Consider the following 15,283-nt stretch of genomic DNA (forward strand, 5'->3'; position numbering starts at 1 on the left):
TTTTTATTTGCGCAAAGAGCGAGCTACCGCCCCTCGTTACTTGGCGGCGGCGCGCGCCTGGGCCAGCCAGTCGTTCACCAGCGCCTCGTGGCCATTGAGCCAGGCGTCGGCGTGACGCTCCACGTCCGCCGGCTTGTTCTGCCCCTTGTTCATCAGGCCGTTCTGGACGTTGATGTCATTGAGCGGCAGCTTGACGATGGAGAACAGCCTGGCGGCTGCCGGGTTGGCCTCGGCGAAGTGCTTGTTGGCGACGATGTGCATGGTGTTGACCGGGAAGCCGTAGTTCTTGCCGTTCGGCAGCCGGGTCTTGGCCGCATCAGGGCCGTCGGCGGGCACCTCCAGCCACACCACATCCTTGCCCGGCACCAGCTCGCTGCTGAGCCAGTAGGGGGTCCAGGTGTAGTAGAGCACCGGCTTGCCGGCCTGGTAACGGGCACGGGTATCGGCGATCAGCGCAGCGTAGTTGCCCTGCTTGTGGGTGACGGTCGGGGTCAGACCAAAGCCGGCCAGATGACGGTTGATCGCCTCTTCGCAGCCCCAACCCGGGTTGCAGCCCGCCAGGTCGGCCTTGCCGTCGCCATCGCCGTCAAACAGCGCCGCCAGCTTGGGGTCCTTGAGCTGACCCAGGCTGGTGATGCCGTAGCGGGTCGCAGTCTGCTTGTCGATGAGATAGCCCTGGGCGGCACCGGCCACATAGGTACCCTCACGGAAGAACACCTTGTCACCCCCCGCCTGCTCATACTTGTTGTTTTGCAGCGGTATCCAGTTGAACGCGAGGAAGGTGCCATCCCCCTGCGCCACCGAGGCGTAGGCCACGTTGTAGTCCACCTCCTGGGCCGGCTGGACGTCATAGCCGAGGCGCGCCATCAGCTTGCTCACCAGCAGGGTCTGAAAGCTCTCCTCCGGCAGCGAGCTCTGCAGGGGCTGGACGCGCACACCCTCCCCCGGCAGCTCGGTGCTGGCCATGGCGAGCGGGCCGAGCAGTTGGGAGCTCAACAGCAGGGAACCCAGGGTCAGCGTCTTGGTGATGAGTCTCATGCATTTACTCCTTTGTAATCGATAGACTTGTCGCGGCCGCGCAGGCGCAGCAGCAGGGCGGCGGGACCGCGTTGATACCAGCGGCCGCTACGGCTGCGATCCGGCTGTCCCATCGCCTGGGTCAGGCGGTCGAGCACGATGGCCAACAGCACGATGCCGAGGCCGCCGATGGAGGCGAGCCCCATGTCGAGCCGGCCGATGCCGCGCAGCACCATCTGGCCGAGGCCCCCCACCGCGATCATGGAGGCGATCACCACCATGGAGAGTGCCAGCATCAGGGTCTGGTTGACCCCGGCCATGATGGTGGGCATGGCGAGCGGCAGTTGTACCTTGAACAGCAGCTGGGAGGGGCTGGCGCCGAACGAGTGGGCCGCCTCCACCAGATCGGCGGGCACCTGGCGAATGCCCAGCATGGTCAGCCGGATCATCGGCGGCAGCGCGAAGATGACGGTCACCACCACCCCGGGCACGTTGCCAATGCCAAACAGCATGACGATGGGGATGAGGTAGACGAAGGCCGGGGTAGTCTGCATCGCATCCAGCAGCGGCCGGGTCCAGCGCGACAGCCGCTCGCTCCTCGCCAGCAGGATGCCGACCGGTAGCCCGATCAGCACGCAGAAGAACAGCGAGGTCAGCACCAGCGACAGGGTTACCATGGCATCGGACCAGGCGCCGATCAGTCCCACCACCACCAGTGAGAACAGGGTTCCCAGCGCCATGCGACCGTTCACCAGTTGCCAGGCGATCAGGGTCAGCAGGCCGATCATCAGGGTGGAGGGCACCGTCTGCAGCAGATGGGTCATGCCACCCAGCGCCAGCTCCACCGGCGCACGGATCAGCTGAAACACGGGACGCAGGTTGTCCACCAGCCAGCCGATGCCGCCCTCGACCCAGCTATCCAGCGGCACCAGCGCCTGCTGGAAGGGATCCAGCCAGTCGACGGCGGCAGTGGTGTCAACCGCCTCGATCTGGTTCTGCCAGTCGGTAGCCTCAGTGTCGATACTGCCCCAGGGATCGGCAACCTCGGTAGCCGCCGCACTGGCCCCCCAGGGGTCGGCTGCCACCTCATCGGCACGCAGGGAAGGGCTCGCCAGCAGCACCAGGGCCAGCAGCCCGCTCAGTAAAAAATGGGGATTCATCCGCTTCATGCCGGGGTACTCCTGTCCAGGGTGTTCAGCAGGTTGGCCTTGGAGATGAGGCCCAGGTAAGTGCCATCCTCCTCGACCACGGGCACCTGACAGGGGGCGGCCGCCACCTGGCTGATCAGTTCGTTGAGGGCGGTGTCCGCCAGAATGGGCTGGATGTCAGCCAGCAGCGCCTGCTCCAGGCTGCCTTTGGCCCTGACCGCCTGACCGAGCGACTCCACCGAGACGACCCCGATGAAGCGACGCCGGCGATCCACCACGTAACCGAACTCCCGCTCCTGCTCCTTGAGCTGGCGCAGGGCGTTGCCTGGCCCGTCGGTGGTGTGTTTCTTGATGAGCGGCATCTGTTTGCGGCTGGCCACGTCGCGGGCACTGAACACGTTGGCCAGATCCACCCCGCGAAAGAAAGCGCGCACATAGTCGTTGGCGGGCTGGTTGAGGATCTCGTCCGGGGTGCCGACCTGCACCAGCTGGCCGTCCTGCATGATGGCGATGCGATCACCGATGCGCATCGCCTCGTCCAGATCGTGAGAGATGAAGACGATGGTGCGCTGCTGACTGGCCTGCAGCTTGAGCAGCTCATCCTGCATCTCGGTGCGGATCAGCGGATCCAGCGCGGAGAAAGCCTCGTCCATCAGCAAGATGTCGGGGTCATTGGCGAGTGCGCGGGCCAGGCCGACCCGCTGCTTCATGCCACCAGAGAGGGCATCGGGGAAGGCATCAGTCCACTGACCCAAGCCCACCTGATGGAGCGCCTGACGGGCGCTCTGCTGGCGCTCCGTCAGCGGTACTCCGGCCAGCTCCAGCCCGAAGGCGGTGTTTTCCAGCACGCTCAGGTGCGGCATCAGGGCGAAGGACTGGAATACCATGCTGATCTTCTTGCGTCGCACCTGACGCAGCTCGCTGTCGGAAATGGCGGCGATGTCCTCGCCATCGATCAACACCTGACCGCGGGTCGGCTCGATCAGCCGGTTGAAGAGACGCACCAGGGTAGATTTGCCCGAGCCGGAGAGGCCCATCACCACGAAGATCTCCCCTTCGTCGATGGCCAGATTGACATCCTGGACTCCCAGGGTCTGCCCGGTTTTTTGCAGGATGCTGGCGCGGTCATGCCCTTTCGCCAGCAATTTGAACGCTTTTTCCGGCTGATCGCCGAAGATTTTGTAGAGTGATTTAACCTCGAGTTTGACTGTCATATTGTCCTTTTTTCTTGGCCGACGACTTGCCTGGCAAACCGTCGAACGTGAGCCAATTACTTTTAACACTAAGTAATTTACAACCAAAACAAAAGAACCAAAAGAGTCCAAACAAAAAGACAAAATCATAATCTATTGATTTTTAAAGATTATTTAACACCATAAAAATTAATCCTAAGGTGATACAAGACCCTGTACCAAGCCATTAAATGCAAACAAATTCAATCATGATGCCGGATTTATTGAGGAATAAAGCCAGGAAAAGGTCAAAAAAACGCGCCAGACAAGGAAGGAATCGCGCGTATCTGCCAAGGGCAACAAAATAATTAGACAGCTAATTATTTTTGAAATCCGCTTTAGGGAGAAAAACAGAGAGGGCGCGGGTCAATCGATGCCCTGATTAACACCGCCATTCATCCCTCGCGCGGCAGCTACGGACAACAAAAAGGCCCCTTGTGCAGCACAAGGGGCCTTTTATCTGCCAGCGAGTTAACGTCGCCCGTCAGCGCCGCTGCCAGGTCTCGAAACAATAGGAGTGAGGGTTCTTCTCGTCGGGCTGATGTGACTCGCGCTCGATGCACGACCAGTCGCCCTCATCGAAGGCCGGGAAGCGGGTATCCCCCTCCACCGCCAGATCGATGCGGGTCAGATAGAGCCTGTCGGCCCGTGGCAGCAGCTGGCCGTAGAGATGACCGCCCCCGATCACCATCAGCTCGGCCACGTCGCTACCGGTCAGCAACGCCAGCGCCGCCTCCACCGAGTCGATGACCTCCACGCCGTCGGCCCGGTAGTCGGGGTTGCGGCTGATCACCAGATTGCGGCGGCCAGGCAGCGGCCGCCCGATGGATTCAAAAGTCTTGCGCCCCATCAGTACCGGCTTGCCCAGGGTCACCCGCTTGAAGTGGGCCAGATCCGCCGGCAAGTGCCAGGGCATCTGGTTGTCCAGCCCTATCACCCGATCGTGGGCCATGGCGGCAATCATGGAAATCATCATGGGGTCAACCTCTCGAACCGTCGGTCAGATAATGGGGCGGTTACGGTACACGACCAGGGAGGGGATCGCCAAACCGAAACTGAGGGCCCCCACGATAAACAGCGCCTTGAGGCCGTTTTCCACCGCGCTCTGGATAAGCTCCATCGTCACTCCGGAGATATTGAGCTCCACCACCGCGATCATCGCCTTGAACGCATAGCTACCCGGGATCATGGGGATGATGGAGGCAACGCTGAACACCGGGCGCGGCGCCAGCAGCCGGCGCGACCAGTAGACACAGACAAAGCCGACCGTGGTCGCCGCCGCCAGGGTGGCCCACTCGATGGGCATGCCCTGATGGATCAGCAGGGTGCGCAGGCTGTGAGCCAGCGCGCCGCCCATGGCGCAGTACTTCAACATCCGTGGCGGCACGTTGAACAGCATGGCAAACCCCACCGCCGGAATGGCCGACCAGAAGGCATCCTTGGCCAGCAGCCAGATGAAATCCATCATACCTTCCACCCCCAGATACCGGTCACCGACATGGCGAGAATAATCCCTATCGCTGCGCTGATGGTCAGCAGGGTCGCCGTGCCCCAGCGGGCCAGCCCCATGTTGAAGTAACCCTTCACCATGTCGGAGACCGCGTTGATGAGCGGAAAGCCCGGTACCAGCAGCAGTACGCTGGCCGCCATGGCGAGATAGGGCTGCGCCCCCCAGTTGAAGAAGGTGGCGCTGGAGGCGAGCAGGGTGGCGATGAAACCGGTGACGGCAAAGTTGATGAGGGGGCTGTGATGATGGCGGGCGATCAGCTGACGCACCCGCATGGCGACCGAGGCCGAGAAGCAGGTCACCAGGAAGATGGGCCAGTCGCCGCCAAACAGCAGGCTGAAGGCGCCGCAGGAGAGCCCCACCATGGGCACCACCAGCCAGGGATGATAGTGAAACGGCACTATGGCATCGAGCCGCTGACGCACTTCCCGCGCGCCGATGAGCTCCTTCTCCGCCATGATGCAGATACGCTGGATCTCGCACACCACCTGCATGTTGATGCCATGCTCGCGCACCCGCCGGGTGGTGGTGACGCAACTGCCCTGATAGAGGCTGGTGAGCACGATGGCGCTGGAGGAGATGGCCATCTCGACGCTCTCCAGCCCGAGCGCCGTGCCGAGCCGGACCGTGGTCTGCTCGATGATGCGACTCTCGGCGCCGAACTGGGCCAGCATCTGGCCCACCTTGACGATAATGCGGGTGATCTCCGTCTGCTGCTCCCGCGACAGCACCCGTCTTGGTGTGATACTTCTCATAATCCCTTCGAGTCGTAGCAAATTAAAAAAGTCTCGCCATATTAGCCTAACAATCGGCGCCATACATCTACACATATCACGCCAATAACCAAACTCAAATAAAATAAAAGGCGACACAAAAATACATCAAATGGATTACAAATCACGCCAAACTGTTCAACGTTCGTCAACCAGCCTCACCCGGCAACTGCGCAGAATAACGGAGATATATTTTGATAATTACTCGGGAATAATATTATTTTTTCTTGCGGTAATAATCGCTGAAATAGAGAACATTGTTCTCCTTATATTCCGGCAGTGGTTCAGCATAATCAGGATTATTGAGATGAACCATTTCACAGCGCATGGAATAAAAGGAGTCGTGCATCATGGCGGCAATCCGGATGCAGCTGTCCAGGTTGTTTTTGGCCAGCTGACGTTGGCAGTCGATGCGAAATTGCAGACCGCGCAGACGCATTTGCTGCTGCGGGCTGACCCGGTCGATCAGCCCCTCAATCTGCTGCTGCAGCAACTCGTCAAGCCGCTCGGGCTCCGCCACCGCCAACCGTTTCAAGGTATCAAAATCAGGCAACTCCATATGCCCTCCCGCGGCCAGCCGCTGCATGGTGATACTCAAACAACAACAATCGGTTCATATTTTCACCAATCGCATATGGAGTTATATAAGCCGAACCCCGCCGCGGTTCAATCCGCCGGGCCCGCTTTCCCCTCCTCTTGCGCCAAAAGATGACGGCGCAGCCGGACCTCAGGCGGGTTATTCGTTATGGATCAACCGATTATTCCTGAATATCGATGGCGGGTTCGTTTATACATTTTTGGCACGGCAATATGCCTATGTTATGTCTTATTGAAAGGAGGTTGCCAATATGGCTTGCCATTTGACGCTCGCCTTCACGCCACCATCCGGCTGGTTTAACATATCTTGCTGATTATGTTATTTTATTTGCCACTTATAGCGGCAACCAAGAGCAGACCATGAGCAAGGCAAAAATCGGTATCGTCACCGTCAGCGATCGCGCCAGTGCAGGCATCTACGAAGACCTGTCCGGCAAGGCCATCATCGACACGCTGAACGCATATTTGACCTCGGCGTGGGAGCCCGTCTATCAGGTGATCCCCGATGAACAGGAACAGATCGAAGCGACCCTGATCCGGCTGGCGGACCAGGAGCAGTGCAACCTCATCGTCACCACCGGCGGCACCGGGCCGGCCAAGCGGGACGTCACCCCGGAGGCCACCGAAGCGGTGTGCGATCGCATGATGCCGGGCTTTGGCGAGCTGATGCGGGCCGAATCCCTCAAGTTCGTGCCGACCGCCATCCTGTCGCGCCAGACCGCCGGTTTGCGCGGCAGCTCGCTCATCGTCAACCTGCCGGGCAAACCCAAGTCGATCCGTGAGTGCCTGGATGCGGTCTTCCCCGCCATCCCCTACTGCATCGACCTGATGGAAGGCCCCTATCTCGAGTGCGACGAGACCGTCATCAAGCCGTTTCGTCCGAAGAAATAAAGGCTGGGCGGGGATTTGCCCCGCCCTTTGCTTATTTGCGGCCGTATACCTTGACCCCGGCCTTGCTCCCTTCCGAATTGCCGTACACCTCGATCCGCTTGATGCAGAGCCGGCTGCCGAGGGATTTCCACCCCGACTCCTGATCCTCTTTCAGATCCTTGTCGAAATAGAGGGTCTTGCTGCGATCGTTGCCATAAAACACCTTGACCCGCTCCAGGGTCAATTCCCGCCCAGCCTTGACCATGATGGATTTGGTCGGCCGGCAGGCGAGCATGGGAATGATGGCGGGATGATCGCCGACCCCGAGCAGAATGGTCTTGCCCAGCCGAAATTCATCATCGGCCATGGCGGGGGCGGCCAGCGCCCACAACAAGCTGGATAACAGAACGCCCTGCAGGACACGCAGCCGCGCGGCGGCACAAGAAAAACCAGATAACAAAGACATGATGCCTCCCGAAAAAAACGGGGGGCATATTAATTCATCAAGGCTAAACCCAGCCTGTACCGGTGCCCTGCCAGGCAGGGCACCGACACTCAGGACCAGCGTTTGAAGATGAGGGAGGTGTTGATGCCGCCGAAGGCGAAGTTGTTGGACATCAGGTACTCCACCGCCAGCGTGCGGCCGCTGCCCACAACGTGATCGAGCGGGGCGCAGGCCGGGTCCGGTTCGGTCAGGTTGATGGTGGGAGCAAACCACCCCTCCTGCATCATCTCCAGCGCCAGCCAGGCCTCGATGGCGCCACAGGCTCCCAGGGTGTGGCCGAAGTAGCTCTTGAGCGACGAGATGGGGGTACGGTCGCCAAAGATGGCGGCGGTGGCGTGGCTCTCGGCGATGTCACCGCGCTCGGTGGCGGTGCCGTGGGCGCTGATGTAGCCGATGTCGGCGGCCGCGAGCCCGGCCTGGGCCAGCGCCATCTCCATGCAAAGCTGCATGGTCTCCTGCTGGGGCTGGGTCACGTGGGCGGCATCGCAGTTGGTGGCAAAGCCCACCAGCTCGGCGAGGATGGTGGCGCCGCGCGCCTGCGCATGTTCCAGCTCCTCCAGCACCAGGGTGCCGGCCCCCTCGCCTATCACCAGCCCGTCCCGCTGCCGGTCAAACGGGCGTGGCGCCAATTCGGGGTTGTCGTTCATCTGGCTGGTGGCAAACAGGGTATCGAACACCACGGCCTCCGACGGGCAGAGCTCCTCCGCCCCGCCAGCCACCATCAGGGTCTGATAGCCGTGCTTGATCGCCTCATAGGCGTAGCCGATGCCCTGGCTGCCGGAGGTACAGGCGCTGGAGGTGGGGATGACCCGCCCGCGCAGGCCGAAGAACAGCCCGGTGTTGACCGCCGCCGTGTGCGGCATCATCTGCACATAGGTGGTGGCCGTGATGCTGGCAGTGCTCTTGTCGTTGAGCATGACCCCGAAGGCGCGGATAGGATCCGTGCTGCCAGTGGAGGAGCCGTAGGCGATGCCGGTACGCCCGTCGGTGAGCACCGGGTTGTCCAGCAATCCCGCCTGCGCCAGCGCCAGCTCGGTGGCGACGGTGGCCAGTGCCGAGACCCGTCCCATGGCGCGGGTCTTCTTGCGCGGATAGTGGGCCGGCAGCGTGAAGTCCGGAATGGGGGCCGCCAGCCGGGTGTTGAGGCCGTCGTAGATGGCCCACTCCGGCATGTTCACCACGGCATTGCGCCCCGCCTGCAGGCGGGCCCGCACACTCGACCAATCCTGCCCGAAGGCGGTCACCCCGGCCATGCCGGTCACCACAACCCGCTTCATACCATGCCTCCGTTGATGGAGATGACCTGGCGCGTGACATAGCCGGCGATGTCGGACATCAGGTAGGAGACCAGACCGGCCACCTCGTCGGCCTGCCCCATCCGCTTGAGCGGGATCAGCTTCATCGCCTCCGCCTTCACCTCTTCATCCACCATGCCGGTGTCGATGAGGCCGGGGGCCACGCAGTTGACCGTGATCTTGCGCTTGGCGAGCTCCAGCGCCAGCGCCTTGGTGGCCCCCATGATGCCCGCCTTGGCGGCGCTGTAATTGACCTGGCCCCGGTTGCCCATCAGCCCGGACACCGAGGAGATGGTCACGATGCGCCCACCCCGGCGCAGGCCGATCATCGGCATGATGCAGGGCTTGAGCAGGTTGTAGAAGCCGTCCAGGTTGGTGTGCAGCACCCCGTCCCACTCCTCGTCGGTGAGGGCGGGGAAGGCACCGTCACGGATGATGCCGGCGTTGCAGACCACGCCGTAATAGGCACCGTGCTCGGCCATGTCGGCCTCCAGCCGCGCCCGGCAGACCTGCCGATCGGCGATGTCGAACTGAAGCAGGCGCCCCTGCCCACCGGCCGCCTGCAGGCTGGCCAGGGTGGCTTCGGCCCCGGCCCGATCGCTGTGGTAGTGCACCACGATGGAAAAACCGTCGGCCCGCCAGCTTGAGGGCGATGGCGCGGCCTATCCCCTTGCTGGCGCCCGTGACCAATACGCTAGAGATCATGAAGCTTCCTCAGGCTAACAAATCGGACAATTCGCCGGGGCTCGGCTGGTAGGTGGAGAGTCGCGCCTGGGCGCACTCCTCCCCCGCCAGCAGGATCCGGCAATCAAAACTGGCCATGCCGCCGTCTTGCAACAGGCAGTAAGCCTCTATGGTGAGCAGGCTGCCGGCTGCAAAGGCGGGGCGCAGGCAGCGATACTTGCGACTGCCAAGCAGCATGCCGATGCGCACCGGCTCGCCGCGCAGACGCCCCTGCATGCCGGCCCAGGCGGCGATGGTCTGCGCCATCAGCTCGATGCCTACCCAGCCGGGCAGGTTGCCCTCACTATCCAGCAGCAGGGCATGGCGGGCACCGATTCGGGTCTCGCAGCGCGCCTGCTGGGCATCCGCCGCGCAGAGCCGGTCCAGCAGCAGCATGGGGGCCTGGTGGGGCAGCAGGGTCTCGATGGCGGGCAGTGAACTTGGCTCATTCATGGTGAACGCTCCCAAGCAGCAGGCTGACGTTGTTGCCACCGAAGGCAAAGGAGTTGGAGAGCACCCGGGGCACCGCCAGCGGCACCTCGCCGCTCACCAGCCGGATGGGCGCCAGCGCCGGATCCGCCGTGGCCACCCGCTGGGTTGGCAGCGGCAGAGCGCGCTCCAGCAGCAGGCAGGCAAGCGCCGCCTCGATGGCCCCCGCCGCCCCCAGGGCATGACCGGTGAGCGGCTTGGTGGAGCTGCAGGGCACCTCGACACCAAACAGCCGATGCACCGCCTGGCTCTCCATGGCGTCATTGAGACGGGTGGCGGTGCCGTGCAGGTTGACGTAACCCACCTGTTCCGGCGTCAGGCCCGCCTGGGCCAGCGCCATCTGCATCGCCGCCTCGGCGCCGATACCGTCGGGATGGGGCGCCGAGATATGCCAGGCATCGGACGATTCCCCCACCCCCAGCAGCGCCAGCGGCGCAGGCGTGCGGCTCAGCAGAAACAGCGCAGCCCCCTCGCCGATGTTGATCCCCTGGCGCGCCTCATCAAACGGCTGGCAACGCGTACAGCTGAGGGACTCCAGACTGTCAAAACCGTTGAGAGTGAGCCCGCACAAACTGTCGGCGCCACCCACCAGCACGGCGTCCACCAGCCCGGCCGCCAGCAGCCGCTGGCCGCTGATGAAGGCGCGCGCGCTGGAGGAGCAGGCGGTGGAGATAGTCCAGGCCGGCCCGGTCAGGCCGAGATGGCGGGCCAGAAATTCCGACGGCGAGCCCAACTCCTGCTGGCGATAGTCAAAGGCGGGCGGCACAGCCTCCCCGCGCCGGGCGGCGGCAACCGCCAGCTCGGCCTCGCCGATCCCGGCGGTGCTGGTGCCAAGCACCAACCCCACTCGCGCAGGGCCAAACGTTTCCAGCGCCTCGTCGAAGGCGGGCCGCACCTGGGCCAGCGCCGCCAGCAGCAACTGGTTGTTGCGCGAAGCATAGGGAGCCAGCGCCACCGGTATGGCCGGCAACTCCCCCTCCACCCGCCCCACCGGGGTCAGCCGGCCATCCAACAGCGGCGCCCGGTGGCGATCCAGCGGGCTCACGCCCGACTGCTGCCAGGCCAGCAGCGCCTCGGCGCTGGCATCACGCCCCGTCCCTAATGCCGAGACGAGGCCATAGGCGGCGATATAACAGCTCATTGGTTCAGGGTCTCCAGTTGCAGACGGTAGTGGAATACATGCTGCTGCAGGCCGACCGGCTCGCGCACGCCGTCGGCGTCGCGGTAGCGGATTTCGGTCACCAAAGTGCCGTCGGGGGCGCGCAGCCGGCGCAGCGGCCCTTCGTCGCGCAGCGTCCAGCCCGGTGGCAGCTGTGGCTGCCAGCTGGCCAGCGGCCAGTAGCAGAGCATCACATCCGCCAGCACCTGGCTCACCGGCGGTATGCCGGTAGTGAGCAGCGGGCTGAGCTGGCGAGTTGAAATCCCCTGCTGGTCATAGCGCACCAGGAACAGCCGCACCCCGCTCGGGGTCAGCCCAACCAAAATCAGCTGGCGGCCGTCAGCCTCCAGCACCGTCATCAGCTGGTGAGTGCTCTCCCCCACACTGGCGGTCAGCAGCTGCTGGCGATAGAAGGGGGCTGCCAGCACGGGAGCCGGCAGCGTCATGACGGTCCCCTTGTCGAGATAGGCGGTGGGAGTCGGCTGGCTGCTGCAGCCAGCCAGCAGCAAGACGATGAATATGAACAAGGCTTTCATGATGAGGTTGGCTCCCGGCCATGCGGCCCCGGCAACTGCGGTCGCACCCGGTCCAGCACCAGGGGCGAGAGCAGGAAGGCGGTAAAGATACCGCCGCTCAGCACCAGACCAAAGCCCGCGATGGCGGGGGTGTGACTCAGCGCCAGCAGACCGAAAGCCAGCTGGGTGGTGAGGTTGGCCAGCAAGATGGCGAGCAGGGTGGAGCTCTGGTGCGCCACCTGGTTGCCGCTGTGAGCAAGGAAGAGGCCGTAGTCGATGCCGATGCCGAAAATGAGGCTGAGCGCCAGCACCCCGAACAGGGTGAGCGGCTGGCCACAGGCGGCAAGCAGCGCCAGCCCCATGGCCAGTGCAATCAGGTTGACCAGCAGCACCCGGGCCGCCCGCGCCGCCCCCATCCGCCGCCACAGCAGCAAGGCCACCAGCGCGATGGCTACCGACAGCAGCTCCGCCAGCTTGATGCGGTAGTGGGCGAACAGCTGGCTCCATTGGCTGCGCTGATCCTGCCAGTAGACTCCCTGCTCGGCCGCCGCCAGCGCCGTCAAAGCCCCTTCATCTGCCACCCCCACCAGCGGCACCCAGATGGCGACGCGGCCATCGGCCAAGGCGTGCCACAACAGGCGGCTCCCCTCGCTGACCGGGCTGGCCAGCCAGGCGACCGGGGTCAGCCAGTGCGGCTCGCGGGTAGGCACCTGCAGCGGCAGACCGGCTGCCTTGAGCCGGCTCACCACCTCGGGCAGCAGGGTACGGATGGCGGCGGCATCCTCATGCTGGCGCGCCAGCGAAGGCAACCAGCGGGCAAGCGAGACAAAATCCTGCAGCGCTCCGCGCTGTTTCAGCTCGGCCAGCCGGCCATCGAGCCGTTCCAGTCGTTGCAGTGCCTGTTCGCCGTCCGCCCCCGTCACCAGCAAGCCCTGCATGCCCCCCTGCTGGCCGGTGAGAGCCTGGATCCGCTGCTCCTGCCCCTGCAGCGCCACCGGCAAGGGTTGCAGCCGGCGGATATCATCATCCACCTGCAGCTGGCTGATGCCGAGTGCTGCCAGCAGCAGACAGCAGAGCGGCAAACCGATGCGCACCAGCGGACGCTGCTGCCAGGCCAAAAGCCAGCCCAGCAGCCAGCGCTGGCCCCGCAGCGGCCTTGTCGGCAGCGGGCCGGCCCAACGCGGAAACAGGCAAAGTACCGTGATGAAGGCGCTGAACAGCCCCGCCAACGCGCACACCGCCAGTTGCTGCAAGCCGGGGAAGGGGGCGAACCAGAGCAGGCCATAGCCGATCAGGGTGGTCAGCACCGCCAGCGACAGGCTCGGCAGCAATTTGAGCCGGGTCTGGTGTGGCGTCTCGTTGTCGCCATGCAGCCGCCGCTCGCACAGGAAGTGAATGGCGTAGTCGATGGCGATACCGATGAGGCTGCTGCTGATCACCAGAGTGAAGATGTGGATCTCGCCGAACAGGATGAGCACTGTGCCGAGCCCCCACATCAATCCCACACCGATGGGCAGCAGGGAGAGCAGCAGCGCCCGGGTCGAGCGGAACACGCCCCACATCAGCAGGATGACCCCGACCATGGAACCCAGCCCTATGGTGGAGATGTCCTGTTGGGCAAGATTGCTGGCATGCTGGCTGTAGAAGAGCGTGCCGCGGCGCAGCAGCTCGGCGCCGGGATAAGCCTCGGCGAGGCGCTGCTCGGCCCCGGCCAGTTCACTCAGCAGCGCCTGGTTGCGCTGGATGTCGAAGGCGGAGAGATCCAGCTCGGCGCGCACCATGTACCAGTCGCGGCCCGCCTTGTCCCGGCTCACCAGCCAGCCCTCCTTGAGCTGCATGGGGCCGCGGGCCTCGGCCAGCACCCCGGCCCGGGTCAGCAGCAGGGGATCGTTTTGCCATTCGGCGCGGGAGACGCCGCCGAAAGGGGAGTAGATCTGGCCGAGCACCCACTGGCTCCAGCCCTCGGCCCCCTCGGCCAGCCGCGCCCGGCTCGCCGGATCCAGCCGCTGCCAGGCCAGCTCGTGCAGATAGCGCTGCCAGGCGGAGGCCAGCTCGGGCTGGTAGCCCTTGATGTGGGAGAACGCGGTCAGCTTGCCGAGCTGCGCCACCCAGAACTGGGCGGCGGCCCGTCCGTCCTGGCCGGCGGGCAGGCTCAGCAACCAGACCAGCTGGCGGTCGAGCTGCTGCAGCAGCCCCTGCTGCAGGGCCGGGTCCAGATCGCTACGGGACTCGTGGGGCAGCAGATCCATCAGGCTGGTGTTGATACGACTATGGGGCAACTGCCAGGCGAGCACCGCCGCCAACAGCAGGCAGAGCCAGATCCAGAGAGTGCCGAGCCGGCGCCAGGTGGTTTCAGCTTGCAGCAAGAGGAGCTCTCCTCGTCCCGGCGGGGGCGCCGCACTGGCGCGTCATCGTGCTAGTGGGCAGCAAAGCGGGCCTGCTCCTCAGGGGTCAATGGCAGGGCGCGATCCCGCCAGTCCGTGAAACGGATACGGGTGCTGTCGCCCTGCTTGTCGGCGATGAGCAGCTGATCCAGCTGCCCCTGTCCGCTCAGGGTGAGGCTGGCAAACACCTTGTCGAGCGGTGCCAGGGTCGGCACCAGCACCAGCTGCCAGCCCGTCTCCGTGCTGTGAAAATCGATGCTGAAGTAGCGGCTCAGGGTCGCCTCGTCCGAGCCGAACAGCGCCAGCAGCATCTGGCTGAACTCCAGCAGCTGGGGGTTGTCGATGACGGTAGCGGGCTGACCCGCCATCTGCTGCACCATGCGCGTCGGCGTCAGGACAAGGGTCAGCGGAAAGGGTTTCTGCTGCTGCCACCAGAGCCCCTGATCGCGCACCAGCAGCAGCTCGCCGGAGGCTTTGAGCGGCTGGCTCAACCCCGCCACCTGCTTCTCCTGATCGAAACGGGCCTGCTTGGCCTGACTCAGGGCCAGCATCTGCTGCACCTCGGCCCGGCTCAGGGGCGCCGCCTGCAGCGGCCATGTCAGCAGCAGGATCAGACCGGCCAGCAGTGGCCTTGTCAGCCGGCTCATTGCTTCACCCCCAGCTTGTCCAGCAGCACCTGGGGCGAAGCCAGGCACATCTCGCCGCTCGCCTTGCTCACCGCCACCTGGATGCTGTAACCCTTGCTGGTGCGGGTACCGCTCGCGGCGTCGCTCAGCAGGTAGTCGATCTTCAGGCGATTCTGGTACTCGGTCAGGGTGGCGCGCACCCGCACCCGCTGACCAAAGCGCAGCGGTGCCAGGTACTTCATCCGGGTGTCGATGATGGGCCAGAGGTAGCCGGAGGCCTCCATCTGCGGGTAGTTGTAGTCGATGAGATCGAGCAGGGCGCAGCGGGCCAGCTCGATGTAGCGAAAGTAGTGGCCGTGCCAGGCAACCGCCATCATGTCCACGTCGTGGAACGGGATGGTCACTTCGATCTCGGTGCTGATCTGCCAGGGTTCATTCTGCAT

At 64.0% G+C, this 15,283-nt stretch carries 16 protein-coding genes and 1 pseudogene; 1 reads left to right on the top strand and 16 read right to left on the bottom strand.

Features of this window, described 5'->3' with window-relative positions; translation table 11 throughout:
• Window positions 1-36: 36 nt before the first annotated feature.
• The 7 genes from proX to ACPDZI_RS16740 all read right to left on the bottom strand — a co-directional run bounded on the left by proX (window position 37) and on the right by ACPDZI_RS16740 (window position 6,236).
• Window positions 37-1,038: a glycine betaine/L-proline ABC transporter substrate-binding protein ProX gene (proX, locus tag ACPDZI_RS16710; RefSeq protein ID WP_438833502.1), complete on the bottom strand. Its 1,002-nt coding sequence runs from the start codon at window positions 1,036-1,038 to the stop codon at window positions 37-39.
• Window positions 1,035-2,186, bottom strand: a complete 1,152-nt coding sequence (gene proW / locus ACPDZI_RS16715) for a glycine betaine/L-proline ABC transporter permease ProW (RefSeq protein WP_268013576.1) — start codon at window positions 2,184-2,186, stop codon at window positions 1,035-1,037. Before proW ends, proX begins: the two co-directional genes overlap by 4 nt.
• Window positions 2,183-3,379, bottom strand: a complete 1,197-nt coding sequence (proV, locus tag ACPDZI_RS16720) for a glycine betaine/L-proline ABC transporter ATP-binding protein ProV (protein WP_268013577.1) — start codon at window positions 3,377-3,379, stop codon at window positions 2,183-2,185. The genes proW and proV overlap by 4 nt, the downstream gene beginning before the upstream one ends.
• A gap of 502 nt (window positions 3,380-3,881) precedes the next feature.
• Entirely contained in the window at window positions 3,882-4,373 is a 492-nt protein-coding gene (gene folA / locus ACPDZI_RS16725; protein WP_268013578.1) for a type 3 dihydrofolate reductase, read from the bottom strand.
• Window positions 4,374-4,397: 24 nt separating this feature from the next.
• Window positions 4,398-4,865 carry a threonine/serine exporter family protein gene (locus ACPDZI_RS16730; RefSeq protein WP_011707143.1) on the bottom strand — a complete coding sequence of 156 codons (468 nt, stop codon included), beginning with the start codon at window positions 4,863-4,865 and terminating at the stop codon, window positions 4,398-4,400.
• Window positions 4,862-5,659 (bottom strand): threonine/serine exporter family protein, encoded by a 798-nt coding sequence (locus ACPDZI_RS16735; protein WP_438833503.1) that lies wholly within the window; start codon window positions 5,657-5,659, stop codon window positions 4,862-4,864. Before ACPDZI_RS16735 ends, ACPDZI_RS16730 begins: the two co-directional genes overlap by 4 nt.
• A 235-nt stretch (window positions 5,660-5,894) precedes the next feature.
• Window positions 5,895-6,236, bottom strand: coding sequence for a DUF3135 domain-containing protein (locus ACPDZI_RS16740; RefSeq protein WP_073351432.1), 342 nt, complete (start codon window positions 6,234-6,236; stop codon window positions 5,895-5,897).
• 398 nt (window positions 6,237-6,634) lie between these two features.
• Between ACPDZI_RS16740 and mog the strand changes: the two genes are divergently transcribed.
• Window positions 6,635-7,165 carry a molybdopterin adenylyltransferase gene (gene mog / locus ACPDZI_RS16745; RefSeq protein ID WP_438833504.1) on the top strand — a complete coding sequence of 177 codons (531 nt, stop codon included), beginning with the start codon at window positions 6,635-6,637 and terminating at the stop codon, window positions 7,163-7,165.
• Window positions 7,166-7,196: 31 nt separating this feature from the next.
• Here mog and ACPDZI_RS16750 read toward each other — a convergent pair whose 3' ends face one another.
• From ACPDZI_RS16750 to ACPDZI_RS16790, 9 genes and pseudogenes are all read right to left on the bottom strand, one after another.
• The gene (locus tag ACPDZI_RS16750; protein ID WP_017409337.1) at window positions 7,197-7,535 is read right to left on the bottom strand and encodes a DUF2541 family protein; all 339 of its coding nucleotides are present in this window, start codon (window positions 7,533-7,535) and stop codon (window positions 7,197-7,199) included.
• Between the two features lie 164 nt (window positions 7,536-7,699).
• Window positions 7,700-8,926, bottom strand: a complete 1,227-nt coding sequence (locus ACPDZI_RS16755; RefSeq protein ID WP_076360468.1) for a beta-ketoacyl-ACP synthase — start codon at window positions 8,924-8,926, stop codon at window positions 7,700-7,702.
• Window positions 8,923-9,649: pseudogene (locus ACPDZI_RS16760) on the bottom strand (3-ketoacyl-ACP reductase FabG2). The gene ACPDZI_RS16755 and the pseudogene ACPDZI_RS16760 overlap by 4 nt, the downstream one beginning before the upstream one ends.
• Window positions 9,650-9,658: 9 nt before the next feature.
• On the bottom strand, window positions 9,659-10,120 hold the full coding sequence (locus tag ACPDZI_RS16765; protein WP_043162006.1) for an ApeP family dehydratase: 462 nt from the start codon (window positions 10,118-10,120) through the stop codon (window positions 9,659-9,661).
• Entirely contained in the window at window positions 10,113-11,297 is a 1,185-nt protein-coding gene (locus tag ACPDZI_RS16770) for a beta-ketoacyl-[acyl-carrier-protein] synthase family protein (RefSeq protein WP_438833505.1), read from the bottom strand. The genes ACPDZI_RS16765 and ACPDZI_RS16770 overlap by 8 nt, the downstream gene beginning before the upstream one ends.
• Entirely contained in the window at window positions 11,294-11,851 is a 558-nt protein-coding gene (locus ACPDZI_RS16775) for a DUF3261 domain-containing protein (RefSeq protein ID WP_438833506.1), read from the bottom strand. The genes ACPDZI_RS16770 and ACPDZI_RS16775 overlap by 4 nt, the downstream gene beginning before the upstream one ends.
• Window positions 11,848-14,196: an MMPL family transporter gene (locus ACPDZI_RS16780; RefSeq protein ID WP_438833507.1), complete on the bottom strand. Its 2,349-nt coding sequence runs from the start codon at window positions 14,194-14,196 to the stop codon at window positions 11,848-11,850. Before ACPDZI_RS16780 ends, ACPDZI_RS16775 begins: the two co-directional genes overlap by 4 nt.
• Window positions 14,197-14,246: 50 nt before the next feature.
• Window positions 14,247-14,861, bottom strand: a complete 615-nt coding sequence (locus ACPDZI_RS16785; protein WP_438833508.1) for an outer membrane lipoprotein carrier protein LolA — start codon at window positions 14,859-14,861, stop codon at window positions 14,247-14,249.
• Entirely contained in the window at window positions 14,858-15,283 is a 426-nt protein-coding gene (locus ACPDZI_RS16790; RefSeq protein ID WP_323059308.1) for an acyl-CoA thioesterase, read from the bottom strand. The genes ACPDZI_RS16785 and ACPDZI_RS16790 overlap by 4 nt, the downstream gene beginning before the upstream one ends.

The organism is Aeromonas oralensis (genome assembly GCF_049665575.1).
GTDB classification, from domain to species: Bacteria; Pseudomonadota; Gammaproteobacteria; order Enterobacterales; family Aeromonadaceae; genus Aeromonas; species Aeromonas hydrophila.